This window comes from Citrobacter sp. Cpo147, from assembly GCF_030332405.1.
Classification (GTDB): Bacteria; Pseudomonadota; Gammaproteobacteria; order Enterobacterales; family Enterobacteriaceae; genus Citrobacter; species Citrobacter portucalensis.
Genome location: NZ_JAOWHX010000041.1, coordinates 256,903 through 271,789 on the forward strand (window position 1 = coordinate 256,903; position 14,887 = coordinate 271,789).

The 14,887-nt window shown below is 52.4% G+C and carries 16 protein-coding genes and 3 tRNA genes; 8 read left to right on the forward strand and 11 right to left on the reverse strand.

Translation table 11 applies throughout. The features are described 5' to 3' along the window. Window positions 1–243 precede the first annotated feature (243 nt). The gene (locus OGY06_RS21895; RefSeq protein WP_149335423.1) at window positions 244–1,794 is read left to right on the forward strand and encodes a YjjI family glycine radical enzyme; all 1,551 of its coding nucleotides are present in this window, start codon (window positions 244–246) and stop codon (window positions 1,792–1,794) included. Continuing rightward, window positions 1,766–2,629, forward strand: coding sequence for a YjjW family glycine radical enzyme activase (locus OGY06_RS21900; protein ID WP_003829975.1), 864 nt, complete (start codon window positions 1,766–1,768; stop codon window positions 2,627–2,629). The genes OGY06_RS21895 and OGY06_RS21900 overlap by 29 nt, the downstream gene beginning before the upstream one ends. Window positions 2,630–2,759: 130 nt before the next feature. Here the strand turns inward: OGY06_RS21900 and OGY06_RS21905 are convergent, their stop codons facing one another. The 8 genes from OGY06_RS21905 to holD all read right to left on the reverse strand — a co-directional run bounded on the left by OGY06_RS21905 (window position 2,760) and on the right by holD (window position 9,148). After that, the gene (locus OGY06_RS21905; protein WP_003829976.1) at window positions 2,760–3,536 is read right to left on the reverse strand and encodes a metal-dependent hydrolase; all 777 of its coding nucleotides are present in this window, start codon (window positions 3,534–3,536) and stop codon (window positions 2,760–2,762) included. Beyond that, window positions 3,533–4,606 (reverse strand): patatin-like phospholipase family protein, encoded by a 1,074-nt coding sequence (locus OGY06_RS21910; RefSeq protein ID WP_003829977.1) that lies wholly within the window; start codon window positions 4,604–4,606, stop codon window positions 3,533–3,535. The genes OGY06_RS21905 and OGY06_RS21910 overlap by 4 nt, the downstream gene beginning before the upstream one ends. 121 nt (window positions 4,607–4,727) lie before the next feature. Next, window positions 4,728–4,889, reverse strand: a complete 162-nt coding sequence (locus OGY06_RS21915; protein WP_003019081.1) for a DUF1328 domain-containing protein — start codon at window positions 4,887–4,889, stop codon at window positions 4,728–4,730. Window positions 4,890–5,016: 127 nt separating this feature from the next. Beyond that, window positions 5,017–5,634, reverse strand: coding sequence for a molecular chaperone OsmY (gene osmY / locus OGY06_RS21920; RefSeq protein WP_003829980.1), 618 nt, complete (start codon window positions 5,632–5,634; stop codon window positions 5,017–5,019). A 308-nt stretch (window positions 5,635–5,942) separates the two neighbouring features. Beyond that, window positions 5,943–7,532 (reverse strand): peptide chain release factor 3, encoded by a 1,590-nt coding sequence (gene prfC, locus OGY06_RS21925; protein WP_003829982.1) that lies wholly within the window; start codon window positions 7,530–7,532, stop codon window positions 5,943–5,945. 92 nt (window positions 7,533–7,624) lie between these two features. Next, on the reverse strand, window positions 7,625–8,305 hold the full coding sequence (gene yjjG, locus OGY06_RS21930; protein WP_003829984.1) for a pyrimidine 5'-nucleotidase: 681 nt from the start codon (window positions 8,303–8,305) through the stop codon (window positions 7,625–7,627). A 14-nt stretch (window positions 8,306–8,319) separates the two neighbouring features. Then, on the reverse strand, window positions 8,320–8,766 hold the full coding sequence (gene rimI, locus OGY06_RS21935) for a ribosomal protein S18-alanine N-acetyltransferase (RefSeq protein WP_003829985.1): 447 nt from the start codon (window positions 8,764–8,766) through the stop codon (window positions 8,320–8,322). Next, window positions 8,735–9,148: a DNA polymerase III subunit psi gene (gene holD / locus OGY06_RS21940; protein ID WP_003829988.1), complete on the reverse strand. Its 414-nt coding sequence runs from the start codon at window positions 9,146–9,148 to the stop codon at window positions 8,735–8,737. Before holD ends, rimI begins: the two co-directional genes overlap by 32 nt. A 103-nt stretch (window positions 9,149–9,251) precedes the next feature. Here holD and rsmC point away from each other — a divergent pair, with 103 nt between their 5' ends. The 4 genes from rsmC (at window position 9,252) to OGY06_RS21960 (ending at window position 10,819) form a co-directional block, all read left to right on the forward strand. Then, a complete protein-coding gene (rsmC, locus tag OGY06_RS21945) occupies window positions 9,252–10,283 on the forward strand; it encodes a 16S rRNA (guanine(1207)-N(2))-methyltransferase RsmC (protein ID WP_003829990.1) in 1,032 nt (343 codons plus the stop codon). Window positions 10,284–10,500: 217 nt separating this feature from the next. Beyond that, window positions 10,501–10,587, forward strand: a tRNA-Leu gene (locus tag OGY06_RS21950). Window positions 10,588–10,615: 28 nt separating this feature from the next. Next, window positions 10,616–10,701 (forward strand) — tRNA-Leu (locus tag OGY06_RS21955). A gap of 32 nt (window positions 10,702–10,733) precedes the next feature. Further along, a tRNA-Leu gene (locus OGY06_RS21960) sits at window positions 10,734–10,819 on the forward strand. Window positions 10,820–10,858: 39 nt separating this feature from the next. On the opposite strand, the gene OGY06_RS21965 is transcribed toward OGY06_RS21960, so the two are convergent. Continuing rightward, entirely contained in the window at window positions 10,859–11,095 is a 237-nt protein-coding gene (locus OGY06_RS21965; protein WP_003019100.1) for a DUF1435 domain-containing protein, read from the reverse strand. Window positions 11,096–11,350: 255 nt separating this feature from the next. Between OGY06_RS21965 and OGY06_RS21970 the strand changes: the two genes are divergently transcribed. Both OGY06_RS21970 and fhuF read left to right on the forward strand, forming a co-directional pair. Next, on the forward strand, window positions 11,351–12,427 hold the full coding sequence (locus OGY06_RS21970; RefSeq protein WP_003829994.1) for a GGDEF domain-containing protein: 1,077 nt from the start codon (window positions 11,351–11,353) through the stop codon (window positions 12,425–12,427). 108 nt (window positions 12,428–12,535) lie between these two features. Further along, the gene (gene fhuF, locus OGY06_RS21975) at window positions 12,536–13,324 is read left to right on the forward strand and encodes a siderophore-iron reductase FhuF (RefSeq protein WP_063941070.1); all 789 of its coding nucleotides are present in this window, start codon (window positions 12,536–12,538) and stop codon (window positions 13,322–13,324) included. A 29-nt stretch (window positions 13,325–13,353) separates the two neighbouring features. On the opposite strand, the gene OGY06_RS21980 is transcribed toward fhuF, so the two are convergent. Both OGY06_RS21980 and OGY06_RS21985 read right to left on the reverse strand, forming a co-directional pair. Further along, complete coding sequence (locus OGY06_RS21980; RefSeq protein ID WP_063941069.1) at window positions 13,354–14,697, reverse strand: PTS sugar transporter subunit IIC; 1,344 nt, start codon at window positions 14,695–14,697, stop codon at window positions 13,354–13,356. Further along, a complete protein-coding gene (locus tag OGY06_RS21985) occupies window positions 14,672–14,830 on the reverse strand; it encodes a hypothetical protein (RefSeq protein ID WP_286605946.1) in 159 nt (52 codons plus the stop codon). The genes OGY06_RS21980 and OGY06_RS21985 overlap by 26 nt, the downstream gene beginning before the upstream one ends. Window positions 14,831–14,887 lie beyond the last annotated feature (57 nt).

A 14,887-nucleotide genomic window follows, 5' to 3' on the forward strand; every position in this document is an offset into this window, starting at 1 on the left:
CGCCGTATAAAATTTCACCTTGCGAGTTTGTTAGTATTCTAACATCCGCTCGCTATTACACTTCGATATACATCACAGTTAATGAAAACCACATACAGATTTGCATTACTCTAATGAGATCCACTTCAAATAAATCACCTTTTCTAAAGGGATGCGGTGGCATCAGGCGCATCCGGATCAAAGGTTGCGGCGGCGTTGCTTTCTACAATGGCGTCACACCTTCGGGATAAAAAGGAATCAACGATGCCCACTTCAAGCGAACTCGCGCTGCAACAGCGTTGCCAACAAATCGTGACCAGCCCAGTGCTCAGCCCTGAGCAGAAACGCCACTTTCTGGCGCTGGAAGCTGAAAACGCGCTGCCTTACCCGCAACTGCCTGCACAGGCACGTCAGGCGCTGGATGATGGGGTAATCTGCGATATGTACGAAGGTCATGCCCCGTTCAAACCACGCTATGTTTTACCCGATTACGCGCGTTTTCTGGCCAATGGCTCATCGTGGCTGGAGCTGGAAGGCGCCAGGGATCTTGATGACGCGTTATCCTTACTCACTATTCTTTACCACCATGTTCCGTCAGTGACGTCGATGCCGGTTTATCTCGGCCAGCTTGATGCCCTGCTGCAACCGTATGTTAGAATTCTAACACAAGACGAGATCGATATTCGAATAAAACGTTTCTGGCGTTATCTCGACAGAACCCTGCCAGACGCGTTTATGCATGCCAATATCGGCCCCGCCGATACACCAGTTACCCGTGCAATTTTACGCGCAGACGCAGAGTTAAAGCAGGTTTCACCTAATCTAACATTCATTTATGATCCGCAAATCACACCTGACGATCTGCTGCTCAACGTGGCGCAAAATATCTGCGAGTGCAGTAAGCCGCATATTTCCAACGGCCCTGAAAATGATAAAATTTTCACAAAAGGTCAGTATGGCGTCGTCAGTTGTTACAACTCTTTGCCGCTCGCCGGGGGTGGAAGCACGCTGGTCAGGCTTAATCTGAAAGCCATCGCAGAGCGCAGCACCTCTGTCGATGACTTCTTTACGCGCACCCTACCGCACTACTGCCAGCAGCAAATCACCATCATTGATTCACGATGTGAATTCCTCTATGAGAAATCACATTTCTTTGAGAATAGCTTCCTCGTGCAGGAAGGGTTGATTGATCCCGAACGTTTTGTGCCTATGTTCGGGATGTACGGCCTGGCGGAGGCGGTGAACCTGCTGTGCGATAAGGCGGGACAGAATGCGCGCTATGGGAAAGATGAGTTCGCCAATCAGCTCGGCTATCGCATCAGCACCCAACTGGCGGAATTTGTCGAAAACACCCCGGTGAAATATGGCTGGAAGCAGCGCGCGATGCTGCATGCACAGTCGGGGATCAGTTCTGACATCGGCACCACGCCAGGTGCACGCCTGCCTTACGGCGATGAGCCGGACCCGATCACCCACCTGCAAACCGTCGCACCACATCACGCGTTTTATCACGCCGGGATCAGCGACATTCTCACGCTGGATGAAACTATCAAGCGTAATCCTCAGGCGCTGGTGCAGTTGTGCCTCGGGGCGTTTAAAGCTGGAATGCGCGAGTTTACCGCCAACGTGAGCGGCAACGATCTGGTTCGCGTTACGGGTTACATGGTGCGCCTGTCGGATCTGGAAAAGTATCGCGCCGAAGGGTCACGAACCAACACCACCTGGCTTGGCGAAGAAGCCGCGCGCAATACGCGCATTCTGGAACGACAACCTCGCGTGATTAGCCATGAACAGCAGATGCGCTTTAGTAAGTAGGCTGATTCCTTTCTCCTGCGTCGACGGGCCGGGCAGTCGCCTGGCTCTGTTTCTGCAAGGATGTAATCTGCGCTGTAAAAATTGCCACAATCCGTGGACGATGGGACGCTGCAACGACTGCGGGGAGTGTGTGCTGCATTGCCCGCATGAGGCGCTGAACCTGAGCGCGGGGAAAGTGTGGTGGCAGTCCGATATGTGTCAGCAGTGTGACACCTGCCTGCATATGTGCCCCCGGCAGGCCACGCCGATGGCGCAGAGTATGAGCGTTGATGAAGTGCTGCAACATATTCGTAAAGCGTCACTGTTTATCGAAGGGATAACCGTTAGTGGCGGTGAAGCGACTACTCAACTCCCCTTTATTGTGGCGCTATTTACCGCGATAAAAACCGATCCGCAGTTGCAACACCTGACCTGCATGGTCGACAGCAACGGCATGCTGAGCGAAACCGGCTGGCAGAAGCTGCTGCCGGTGTGCGACGGCGTAATGCTGGATTTAAAAGCCTGGGACAGCACGTGTCATCGGCAGCTTACCGGCCGCGATAACACGCTGATTAAACAAAGTATTACCTTTTTGTCCGGGCAGAGAAAACTGGCGGAACTGCGCCTGCTGGTTATTCCTGGTCAGGTGGATTATCTACAGCATATTGATGCGCTGGCGGCGTTTATCATACGCATCGGTGACGTACCTGTGCGGCTGAATGCCTTTCATGCGCACGGGGTGTATGGCGAAGCGAAGGACTGGCCGAGCGCCACGCCGGAGGATGTGGAACAGCTGGCGCAAAGATTGCGCGAACGCGGGGTGGATAATTTGATTTTCCCGGCGCTGTACCTGTGATTGCCGGATGCGACGACATCATCTGTAGGCCGGAAAAAACACAGCTGCCATCCGACGAAGTTATGCCTGATGCGCTTCGCTTATCAGGCCTACGGAGCGCACACATTTGTCGGCCGGATACGCCATCCAATCACACATTAAACAACGCCGTGGTATTACGATACAGCGCGTCAGCGATCACGTCCGCAGGTTCCGGGCGCAGATCGCATAAGACGTCGAAGACTCTGACTACCTGCTCCGGCCGGTTAGGCTGCCCCTGAAAGCCATTGAGCGGCATATCCGGCGCGTCGGTTTCCAGCAACAGCGATTCCAGCGGTAATTGCGCCATTACCTCGCGGGTTTTACTGGCGCGCGGATAGGTAATGGTGCCTCCCACGCCAATTTTGTATCCCAGTTGCACAAAGCGCTCTGCCTGCTGCACGCTCCCGGAAAAACCATGCACAACGCCAGTTCGCGGCAAAGCATGACGTTTCAGGTGCATCGCCAGCTTGTCATGGGTGCGCCGCGAATGCAGGATCACCGGCAATTCGTACCGCTTCGCCAGCTTTAGTTGCGCTTCCAGCACCCACTCTTGCTTATCGAATTGCGGATCGTCCCGATACAGATCCAATCCAATCTCGCCTAGCGCCACCAGTTTTCGTGGGCGCTTATCCAGCTCCTGTTGCAACTGGTCCAGGCAGTCATCGCTATGTTGTTCAATAACAATGGGATGCAGACCAAGCGCGGCAAACAATGGAGGATAATTTTCCGCTAACGCCAGTACGCGGGGAAAATTCGCCGCCTGTGTGGCCGGAACGATAATGCTCTGTACACCAACCTCCACCGCGCGCTGAATGCTGGCAGATTCATCGCCGGTAAACGGCGGGAAATCAAAGTGACAATGCGTATCGATAAAACGATAACTCACGCCAAATCCTCATTATCAAACGTCGTGTCGTTCGCCTGAGGCGCATTGGTCACCACTGGCACATGGGCATCGTTGGCCACCGGCGCAGGAGGAACTACCACCGGCCCCGGCACCACAATCTTCGGCGTCTGACGAGGCAGCGGCGCATTTTTCGCCAACAGTTTGCCGACTGTCGCCAGAAAGTAACGACCGCACAGGCGTCCGGTTTTGTAATCTTCCCGCAGTGCCGGAATACGGCTGCCCAACGCCATGCTATGGAGTGGTTTTGGCGGATAGATCTCAAAAATACGCAGCTTGCCCGGCGGCTTCTCAATAAAACTCTGGATAGCACGATAGCTGGTCTCATGATGCTGCACCAGATTCAGAAACGGTTGCAGGCTACTTTCACCCAACCAGCGCTCCATACGTTTGAACCACTGCGGGGTGTAGTACATTTGCGAAGGCACAGTGCGAATCACTACCAACGTTTTTGCCCCCTGCTTCGCTGCCTCCTGCACAGGTATGGCATCACTAACTCCTCCATCCAGATAGTTCACGCCGTCCAATACAACCCCTGTGCGGTAGAACCCGGGAATCGCGCTGGAGGCTCGAATGAGGTCGAGCCAGTTTTGCCGGTTCGGCGAAAAATAGCCGGGCGTGTAATCATCGCCCCGACAGGCGCACATATAAAATGCTTTCCCTGCGGCAAACAGGCGCTCGGCGTTGTCCATCGCCAGCGGCATATGCGTTGCAGTCGAATCCACCAGCCAGTCGAGATCGATCAGATTTCCCCCACGCACAAAACGCACCGGGTCAAAAAATTCGCGTCGGGTGGTGTAACGCATAATAACTTTGCGGCCGTAACCGGGCTGGTTACAGAGATAGGCTGAAAGGTTTTGCGCGCCAGCCGACGTCCCATAGTAGAGATCAAAGGGATTGAACTGCGCGCGCATGAACTCATCCAGTACGCCGGCGGTGAAGATGCCTCTTTGTCCCCCGCCCTCGCACACCAGCGCCACACTGCCTGGTTGAAATGGACGTAACGATAACGGCGCAATATTACCGAGCGTGACGGGTATTCTCTGCCCCACCTCTGCCTTCCTGTTGTTTTTGTAATAGAGCAACAAAGTAACGCAAATTGCCTGACGCTAAAACCGTAAAAGCCAGTCCAATGGACTGGCTTAGTAGCAATTTTTCTTTACGGTTTACGTACTAGGGTCGTTTACGCCCGGTAAACAGGCTGACCAGGAACAAAATGATCCCCACCACAAACACAATTTTCGCTGCGCCGGCTGCAGTACCCGCCAGTCCACCAAAACCGAGTGCGGCGGCAATTAACGCGATAACCAGAAATATGATGCCCCATCGAAACATATGCTTCTCCTTTACCATAGTTAATTTCACCGCTTGATATGAGCGCTCAGGCTGCCCATCGGCGATATTTTCAGTGTGGTGCACAACACGCCTCCCGACAAACGTCAGGAGGACGAATTAAGTCTAATTACTGAGTTTTGAGATCGTTTTTGACGCTTTTCACGCCATCAATCGCTTTGGCGATGCTCTCAGCACGATCGCTTTGAGCCTGTGAATCGACGGTGCCTGAAAGTTGCACAACGCCATCGGTGGTCTCAACTTTCACCTTGCGGGAAGGGACAATATCATCGGCCAGTAGCTTGGCTTTTACCTCACTGGTGATTGCCGTATCGCCCGCATAGCCTTTAACGGAGGTTTCTTTACTATCACGCACATGCAGTTTGTCGCTAACGGAGGTCACGCCCTCAACGCCTTTCGCCACTTTCACCGCTTCTTCGGCCTGTGCCTGGCTTTCAACAAACCCGCTTAGTGTCACCACCTTTTGATCTGTTTTGACGGAAATATCGGTGCTCTTAATGCTTTCGTGGTCCACCAGCGCGGCTTTTACTTTCGCGGTGATGGTGCTGTCATCCATGAAATTACCGACTTTGTTCATAGAGCTATCGACTTTCTGCCCCGCACTTTCGACGCCGGATTGCGCTTTATCCATCGTAGCGTTTTCTGCATAAGCAGAACCCGTTGCAACAGCGGAGGTCAGCATCACGGCCAGCAGCGTTTTAGAAATCTTAAGTCCTGTCATTGTCATCGATGTATTCCTGTATGTTTTGCTAAAAGCTATGCTCTGCCGTTACACGGCCTGAACCAGCAACTAATCTTGTAAGTGGAATAAATATCAGCAATAGACGCTGCAACAGGCAGCCTAAAAAGCATTAAACGCCGATATTTATGTCATCACATTGTTAAATATAGTTCACGATTTCGTGATCGCAGTCAGAATTGATTAAAAAACAGGCAAACAAAAGAAAAACGCGAGGTTTTAAGAACATTCCGCAAGGGATTTAAAAGACAGGAAAAGTTGCAGGACACGGCGGATACCGTGCCCTGGAAGGTCGATTAGTGTTCGCGTGTTTTACGGAACTGAACGTCCGGGTAACGTTCCTGGGTGAGATTCAGGTTAACCATGGTTGGTGCGATATAGGTGAGGTTATCGCCGCCATCAAGAGCTAGCTGAATTTCGTTCTTACGCTTAAATTCTTCGAATTTCTTCACGTCAGAACATTCTACCCAGCGCGCAGTCGCTACGTTGACAGATTCATAAATCGCTTCAACGTTGTACTCGCTCTTCAGACGTGAAACCACCACGTCAAACTGCAGCACACCCACCGCGCCCACGATCAGATCGTTATTGGCGATCGGACGGAATACCTGTACTGCGCCCTCTTCTGACAGCTGAACCAGCCCTTTCAGCAGCTGTTTCTGCTTCAATGGATCCTTCAGGCGAATACGACGGAACAGCTCCGGTGCGAAGTTCGGAATACCGGTGAACTTCATCATTTCGCCCTGGGTAAAGGTATCGCCGATCTGGATAGTGCCGTGGTTATGCAGACCGAGAATATCGCCCGGATACGCTTCTTCCACATGAGAACGGTCACCGGCCATAAAGGTGAGTGCGTCGGAGATCACCACGTCTTTACCAATGCGCACCTGGCGCATTTTCATGCCTTTCTCATACTTGCCGGATACCACACGCATGAACGCCACGCGGTCACGGTGTTTCGGGTCCATGTTGGCCTGAATTTTAAACACGAAACCGGTGAACTTCTCTTCTGAGGCTTCGACGACGCGGGTGTCGGTTTTACGCGGCATCGGCGCAGGCGCCCACTCCACCAGGCCGTCCAGCATATGGTCAACGCCGAAGTTACCCAGCGCGGTACCGAAGAAGACCGGGGTGATTTCGCCCGCGAGGAACAGCTCATGGTCGAACTCGTTGGACGCGCCCTGCACCAGCTCCAGCTCGTCACGCAGCTGCTGCGCCAGGTCTTCACCCACGGCAGCATCAAGTTCCGGGTTGTTCAGACCTTTAACAACACGCACTTCCTGAATGGTGTGGCCTTTACCGGTCTGATACAGGTAAGTTTCATCTTTATAAAGGTGATAGACACCTTTGAACAACTTACCACAGCCAATCGGCCAGGTGATTGGCGCACAGCCGATTTTCAGTTCGTTCTCGACTTCATCCAGCAGCTCCATCGGATCGCGGATGTCACGGTCGAGTTTGTTCATAAAGGTCAGGATCGGCGTATCGCGCAGACGGGTAACTTCCATCAGCTTACGGGTACGATCCTCGACGCCTTTTGCGGCATCGATAACCATCAGGCAGCAGTCCACCGCCGTCAGAGTACGATAGGTATCTTCGGAGAAGTCTTCGTGCCCCGGGGTGTCCAGCAGGTTCACCAGGCAGTCATGATACGGAAACTGCATCACAGAGGTGGTAATGGAGATACCACGCTGCTTTTCCATTTCCATCCAGTCAGATTTTGCATGCTGGCTGGAGCCACGGCCTTTTACCGTACCGGCGGTCTGAATGGCCTGTCCGAATAACAGTACCTTTTCAGTAATTGTCGTTTTACCGGCATCCGGGTGAGAAATAATGGCAAAAGTGCGGCGTTTGGCCACCTCTTGCAAATAAGGAGACAACGTCATAGTCAAATCTTCTTAGGTAAGCACGGCAACGGGCCGGGCAAGTTGAATACGAAAAATTGCGGCTATTTTACCCATCAACGGGGGGGAGGCAATCAGTGTTTACACAGGAGCTGCTCCAGTTCGCTTAATGACGCTACGGTCCAGGTCGGCTGAATGCCCGCTGGCTGCTCGCGGTGGTGCGTATTTAGCCAGCAGGTGGATAGCCCGGCGTTAATGCCGCCAAGAATATCGGACTCTGCGGTGTCACCCACCATCAGCACGCGAGAACGGTCAGGATTACCCGCCTGCTCCAGCGCATGGTCAAAAATACGGGGGTCGGGTTTTGCCACCCCAACCTGCTCAGAAATCACCAGCAGGTCAAAATAGTCGCGCAGCCCCGTCCGCTCAAGGCGGATTTGCTGCAACGCGGTAAAGCCGTTAGTAATGATGCCGATTTTCGTTTTATCACGAATCGCATTGAGCAGAGAAACCGCCCCCGGCAACGGTGAGCAGATCTCCGCCATCGCATTGATGAATGCGTCATTAAGCTGGCCCGGTTCAACCTTCAGGCGTTCGGCCCAGCTCTGAAAACGGGCATGCTGCAGTTGTAATGAGGTAATCGCGCCGTTTTGGTAATCCACCCACAGCGGTTTATTCACGGCCTGGTAGTCCTGAAAATCTTCAGCGGTAAAGGTAATGCTAAAGTCGAGAAACATCCGCTGTAAGCCGGTAAACGAGTCAAACGTAAACAGCGTTTCGTCGGCATCAAAGAAAATCCAGTCCCACTTCTTCATCATTACACCTTATCTTACATGCTGATTGGCAACGCCATGATGATGGCGTCTTCATGACCATCGGCCGTTGGATAGTAGTTGCGACGGATCGTCGCCTCGTTAAAGCCTAAGCTTTCGTACAGCGCGATAGCGGCCGCATTCGAGGCGCGCACTTCAAGCCACAGGGTCAAAATGCCACGCTTTTCCAGCTCATCGATCAGATGCTCCAGCAGCTCACGCCCCAGGCCCCGGCGCTGAAAGTCAGGATCGACGGCGATATTGAACAACGTCGCTTCATCCAGTACGACCTGCGTAATTGCAAAGGCGGCCATCACGTCGTCAACCCTCAACTGAAAATTGAGGTAGCGATCGCCCTGGTTGCTGGCAAATGTTTTTTCACTCCACGGAAAAGCGTGGGCGCGTTTTTCAATCTGAAATGCTGCGGGTAAATCAGTCGGCTCGAGGGAAGAAATCGTGTTCATATGCGCAGATTTGTTGCCATAACGCGGCGCGTGCCGCTGGGTTTTCCCGTAATTCATTAAACGCAGGACTCTCGACCTGAGCGCCCTCCAGCAGCAGCGGCTCTTCGGTTCCCAGCCGCCAGCTATTACAGCGACTGCCTTGCGGCAGCATGGCGACACGGTCAGGCGTCAGTTGTAAAACCTGATCCGGGCTAACGGTTAATGCGCGTAAAATATCGCTGATCAACGGTTCGGTTAGCGCGGGTAACTGTGCAGCAACCATCACCAAACGGACATGCGCAGGAATGGAAATCGCGATCTCGCCCTGCAGTGCGCCAGGACGACGCAACGACCACTGCGTAATGCCCAGTTGCTGTAACTGCCAGTCTCGTCGGGATGTCATAGCGAAACACTCCTGTCTATCAGGGGCGCAAATATAGCAAATTTGTCGAATCCGTGCCATCAAACAACTATAATCCCCCGCTGTACAATTTAAGGAGCATTCCATGTCTGCTTTTACCCCGGCAAGTGAAGTCTTGCTGCGCCACAGTGATGATTTCGAACAAAGCCGTATTCTGTTTGCCGGTGATTTGCAGGATGACCTGCCTGCCCATTTTGAAAGCGCCGCCAGCCGTGCGCACACCCAGCAACTTCACCACTGGCAGGTGCTTAACCGCCAGATGGGCGACAACGTCCGCTTCAGCCTCGTCGCGCAGGCCGATGACGTTGCCGATAGCGATACGCTGATCTACTACTGGCCGAAGAATAAGCCGGAAGCCCAGTTCCAGTTGATGAACATTCTGTCGCTGTTACCGGTGGGCACCGATATTTTTGTTGTCGGTGAGAATCGCAGCGGTGTACGTAGCGCAGAGCAGATGCTGGCCGAATACGCACCGTTAAACAAAGTCGACAGCGCACGTCGCTGTGGCCTGTACCACGGTCGTCTGGAAAAACAGCCGGTCTTTGATGCAGAAAAATACTGGGATGAATACCAGACAGAAAATCTGACCATCAAAACGCTGCCGGGCGTCTTCAGCCGTGACGGCCTGGATGTTGGCAGCCAACTGCTGCTCTCCACGCTGACGCCGCACACCAAAGGCAAAGTGCTGGATGTCGGCTGTGGCGCAGGCGTTCTCTCCGTCGCCTTAGCCAGCCACTCGCCGAAAGTGCGCTTAACCCTGTGCGATGTTAGCGCCGCCGCCGTTGAAGCCAGCCGCGCAACGCTTGCAGCCAACGGCATTGAAGGTGACGTCATCGCCAGTAACGTCTTTTCTGACGTGACGGGTCGATTTGATATGATCATCTCCAACCCGCCGTTCCACGACGGTATGCAGACCAGCCTTGATGCAGCACAAACGCTGATTCGCGGAGCCGTGCGTCATCTGAACAGCGGTGGTGAACTGCGTATTGTGGCGAACGCCTTCCTGCCTTATCCGAAGGTACTGGATGAAGTGTTTGGCTTCCACGAAGTTATCGCGCAGACCGGGCGCTTCAAGGTCTATCGCACCATCATGACGCGTCAGGCGAAAAAAGCCTAACTGCTCCAGGCCGGATAAGCGATAGCGCCATCCGGCGTGACACCGAGCAACGCCGGATGGCGCTATCGCTTATCCGGCCTGCATAAAACACCAAAGCCGAAGAAACGCCTTTTTTTTCGGCAATCACGTTAAGTTCGATAATTAACAGTTGACGCCCTGCATAAAATCTCTAAAATCCGCCCCCGTGGTAACGATACTTTTTGAGTGTCGATGGTATGCGAAGGTGGCGGAATTGGTAGACGCGCTAGCTTCAGGTGTTAGTGTCCTTTCGGACGTGGGGGTTCAAGTCCCCCCCCTCGCACCATAATCCACGTTGATATTGCTCGCACTGGGCGAAGGTGGCGGAATTGGTAGACGCGCTAGCTTCAGGTGTTAGTGTCCTTAGGATGTGGGGGTTCGAGTCCCCCCCCTCGCACCAACGAGGCGATATCAAAAAAATAAGATGACTGTGCGAAGGTGGCGGAATTGGTAGACGCGCTAGCTTCAGGTGTTAGTGTCCTTAGGATGTGGGGGTTCGAGTCCCCCCCCTCGCACCAATTATCTTATTTCCCTCTCGATTTCCTTCTCTGTTTTGTTCATCCCTGATTCCAGTTCATCATTACCAAAACAATGCCACCAATCAGTGCCGCGCATGAAGGTAACAAAACAAAGTGCCGTAAACGTTTGTGGTACAGCATGAGCGAAGTCAGCAGTAATCCTAATACAATCATCACCTTCCATACGTAGACCGACAGGTCGCTATATGCCATCCCGGCAATCAGCATTCCCGGCAGCAGAACACCCCATCCACTGCCCAGCGTACGTTGCAACATGATTTCACCTATGACATCGATAATGATAACCAATATCATATGATAAAATTTCTCATTTGTCAGCCGTGAAGCACTATCAATTATATGAGTTTTACTTAACGATTGATGACATGAATAATCCAAGGTGATAAATTGCTCACCGGTTAGCTCTTCAACTAAAAACAATAAAAACCTCTGCGAATGATACCCCGTTCGTTATTTGTTTTATTTACCAACACACCTTCGTACATTGCAGATAACTAACAATATTTACCTATGACAGTACAATCCTGGCGAACTCTGCGCACAAAAAAATACCAACTCTCTTTACGACTGTTTCTACTGCTCAACGCAGTCTCCGCGCTGTTTACGCTTTTTTTTCCTCTGTTTGCGGTCAAAGCCTTATCAGTACCGGCGTTGCTGATGCTGGTGATGAGTACACTGCTGCTGGTATGGCATGGGAAATACGCGGATAAAAGAATTAATCTCCCTTTTATTTCAATCGTTTTTGGCTTGTTATGGGCGTTACATATATTCTTGAAATATAACGCTCTAGGTCAGAATGATTATTATTTCCTGTTAATAGCGCTGCTCAGCGTACTGTTTATTGGCTCTATCGCTTTTGCCAATAATATCATCGCGTTTACGCTCCACTCACTCCCCTCCGTCGCCGTTTGTTTATGGCTTAACGGCAGCGAACATGGTTTGCGGATTTTCTATTTTATGGCGCTGCCTATGGCCGGTATCGCCATCCAGCATGTGATACAAAAGCGCTACGATGGATTCGCTCAGCAACTGATGTACAAACTGCTGGAGGAAAGGGAAACCCTGAACGGGCTCAGCATGCTCGACCCGCTAACCGGTTTGTATAATCGCCGGGGGCTGCAACACCGGCTCGATACGCTGTTGGCTCTGAGTAATTCGAGGCACTTCGTTCTGCTGCTGGATATCGACCATTTCAAATCCTATAACGATCATTACGGACATATGATGGGCGACCAGGCGTTGATCCGTGTTTCTGCCGCCATCCGAGACTCCGTACGCTCCCGGGATGTGGTGGCGCGTTTTGGCGGTGAAGAGTTTATGATTTTGCTGACCGCGGTCGATCCACAGCAGGCCCAGGCTGCCGCCGAACGTATCCGCCAGAAAGTGTACGATCTTAAAATCCCTCACATGTTTAATGAGAGCGTGGCAACCAACGTAACCGTCAGTATCGGCATTGCACCTCTGGTAGAACAGGATATTGATGCTGCTATCGCCAAAGCGGATAAAGCCCTTTACGAGGCCAAGAATCTTGGACGTAACAATACGCTGGTCAGCGATGAGCTGCGGGTAAACTGCCCCTCTACCTGAGCTTTCTGTGCGCTGCCGCTCGGGATGGCGACAAAGATCTTGCCATCGCTCAATGTCAATTATAGGATTAGCAATCATTATCATTAAGATTAACATCCTTATATCGACATGGCTTATCGTTCCGCACCGATCGTTGAAGATGTCATCTGGCGTAGCCATCTCCCCTCAGAGATGCCCTCGCTGGCTGCTGCCGTACGCGCAACGATAGCCAAAACTCGCGAGCACCTGCTGGACTTCATTCGTCTTGACGAAACGCCTGTGCCAGGTGCAATGACGCTGCATGAATGGACACAACCGGCGATGCTTAGCTCGCTGCTGGCCGTTTATTCAGACCATATCTATCGCAACCAACCCACGCTACCCCGCGAAAATAAGCCCCTGATTTCTCTTTGGGCGCAATGGTATATCGGCCTGATGATGCCTCCGTTAATGGTGGCCCTACTGACGCAAAAAGAGGCTATCGACGTCTCTCCTGAACATATGCGCGTAGAGTTTCACGAAACGGGCCGTGCGGCCTGCTTCTGGATCGACGTCCATCAGGATCACCAGGCTACAGCCCTGTCCCCTCAACAACGCATGGAAACGCTGATTCTCTCAGCGCTGACGCCGGTTGTGCAGGCGCTGGAAGCGACGGGCGAGATCAACGCGAAGCTTATCTGGAGCAACACCGGATATTTAATTCACTGGTATTTAACGGAAATGAAGCCGTTGCTAGGTGAGGAACTGCTGACCACGCTGCGCCAGACCTGCTTTTTTGAGAAACAACTCTCCTGCGGTCAGGATAACCCTCTGTGGCGAACCGTTGTTCCGCGTGAGGGGCTGTTAGTACGCAAAACCTGCTGCCAACGCTATCGCCTGCCTGACGTTCAGCAATGCGGAGACTGCACGCTGAAGTAAGCGAGGAGCCGTAGCCCCTCGCCAGATATTTATGCAACCTGCTGGTTTTCCTCTTCCATACGCTGCGCCTCTTCTTTTTCCTGCGCCAATAGCTGCTTTTCGTAGACTTTAAAGAACGGGAAGTAGATAACGGCCGACACCAGCGCCAACAGCACCACCAGGATAGCCGCACGATAATCCCAGCCTAATGCCCATGCCGCGCCAACCGGTGCCGGTGCGGTCCAGGGAACCACTGAAATGACCCGCCCAATTAAATCCAGTTTCATCGCCGCCCAGGCCAGTACCGCATTCACCATTGGGGCCAGCAGGAAAGGGATAAAAAACACCGGGTTCATGACAATCGGCGTACCAAAAATCACCGGTTCGTTAATATTAAAAATGCTGGGGACTACGCTCAGACGCCCAATCGAGCGTAGATGAGCCGAACGACTACGCAGATAGCAAATCACCAACCCCATCGTTGCGCCTGACCCACCGACCACAATAAAGAACGTCCAGAACGCTTCCATAAAGATATGCGGTAACGGCGCGCCCTGCGCCAGCGCCGACTGGTTCATTCCAAGATTAGTTAGCCAGAACATTTGCAGCATTCCCGACACAATTGCCGCGCCGTGAATACCCGCAAACCACAATAGGTGGCCAATCAATACCGCCAGAAGTATCGCCGGCAGAGAATCTGCAGCCGACACCAGTGGTTTAAAGATGGCCATAATGGCCTGCGGGATCAGCATGTCAAACTGCGACTGTATCACCAGACTCAGCGGGTAAAGCGTCAGTACTACCACCAGCACCGGGATCAGCAGATCGAAAGAGTTTTTGATCATCGGCGGCACCTGATCGGGTAAACGGATGCCGATGTTGTGCGCCTTCAGGAAGCGCATCATTTCAACACAGTAAATGGCCACCAGGATGGCGGTGAAAATCCCCGTTCCTCCCAGGCTATCAACCGGCATTGTGCCTTTGGTTTTTGGCGCGGCAATCAGCAAAAAAGCCATGATTGATAGCATCGCACACATAAACGGATCTAACTGATGCGACTTCACATAGTGCTTACCCAGGTTATAAGCAATAGCCGCACATATGTAGACCGACATAATCCCCATCGTCATATCAAACGGTGTGAGGATTTGGCCTTCAAACTGTTTTGCCAGATCCAGCCACACGCGGGCGAATCCCCAGGTGGTATCCGGAGAAAAAGGCGGGTAGGCAAAAACCAGCAGAAAAGAGCCTACAATCATAAAAGGCATCGCCGAAATAAAACCGTCGCGAATGGCCATTACATGTCGTTGCGAAGAGATGCGCCCGGCGACAGGACTAACGTAATTTTCAACAAAACGGAAAATTACGTTAAACACAGCATGGTTTGTAGACATAGCCGTTCTCCCGTTGTGCAAAACCCTGCAACGGTGCTGGCATCAACACCGCCACCACGTAAAGCCCATTACCACTTTTCGCAACCGTGCCGGGAGGAACACCAGCGCTACCGCTTTTCGAGTTAAGTTTCATAGATGGCTCTTATTATGTGATACAGAGGAAGTGACAACTTCAGTATTAATCGTCATT

Excerpts from the sequence above, each read along its gene's own strand:
- OGY06_RS21985 (WP_286605946.1), bottom strand. The coding sequence starts at position 14,830 with ATGAAACTTAACTCGAAAAGCGGTAGCGCTGGTGTTCCTCCCGGCACG.
- osmY (WP_003829980.1), bottom strand. The coding sequence starts at position 5,634 with ATGACAATGACAGGACTTAAGATTTCTAAAACGCTGCTGGCCGTGATG.
- prfC (WP_003829982.1), bottom strand. The coding sequence starts at position 7,532 with ATGACGTTGTCTCCTTATTTGCAAGAGGTGGCCAAACGCCGCACTTTT.
- OGY06_RS21915 (WP_003019081.1), bottom strand. The coding sequence starts at position 4,889 with ATGTTTCGATGGGGCATCATATTTCTGGTTATCGCGTTAATTGCCGCC.
- holD (WP_003829988.1), bottom strand. The coding sequence starts at position 9,148 with ATGACATCCCGACGAGACTGGCAGTTACAGCAACTGGGCATTACGCAG.
- fhuF (WP_063941070.1), top strand. The coding sequence starts at position 12,536 with ATGGCTTATCGTTCCGCACCGATCGTTGAAGATGTCATCTGGCGTAGC.
- rimI (WP_003829985.1), bottom strand. The coding sequence starts at position 8,766 with ATGAACACGATTTCTTCCCTCGAGCCGACTGATTTACCCGCAGCATTT.
- OGY06_RS21980 (WP_063941069.1), bottom strand. The coding sequence starts at position 14,697 with ATGTCTACAAACCATGCTGTGTTTAACGTAATTTTCCGTTTTGTTGAA.
- OGY06_RS21965 (WP_003019100.1), bottom strand. The coding sequence starts at position 11,095 with ATGTTGCAACGTACGCTGGGCAGTGGATGGGGTGTTCTGCTGCCGGGA.
- OGY06_RS21900 (WP_003829975.1), top strand. The coding sequence starts at position 1,766 with ATGAACAGCAGATGCGCTTTAGTAAGTAGGCTGATTCCTTTCTCCTGC.
- rsmC (WP_003829990.1), top strand. The coding sequence starts at position 9,252 with ATGTCTGCTTTTACCCCGGCAAGTGAAGTCTTGCTGCGCCACAGTGAT.
- OGY06_RS21970 (WP_003829994.1), top strand. The coding sequence starts at position 11,351 with ATGACAGTACAATCCTGGCGAACTCTGCGCACAAAAAAATACCAACTC.
- yjjG (WP_003829984.1), bottom strand. The coding sequence starts at position 8,305 with ATGAAGAAGTGGGACTGGATTTTCTTTGATGCCGACGAAACGCTGTTT.
- OGY06_RS21895 (WP_149335423.1), top strand. The coding sequence starts at position 244 with ATGCCCACTTCAAGCGAACTCGCGCTGCAACAGCGTTGCCAACAAATC.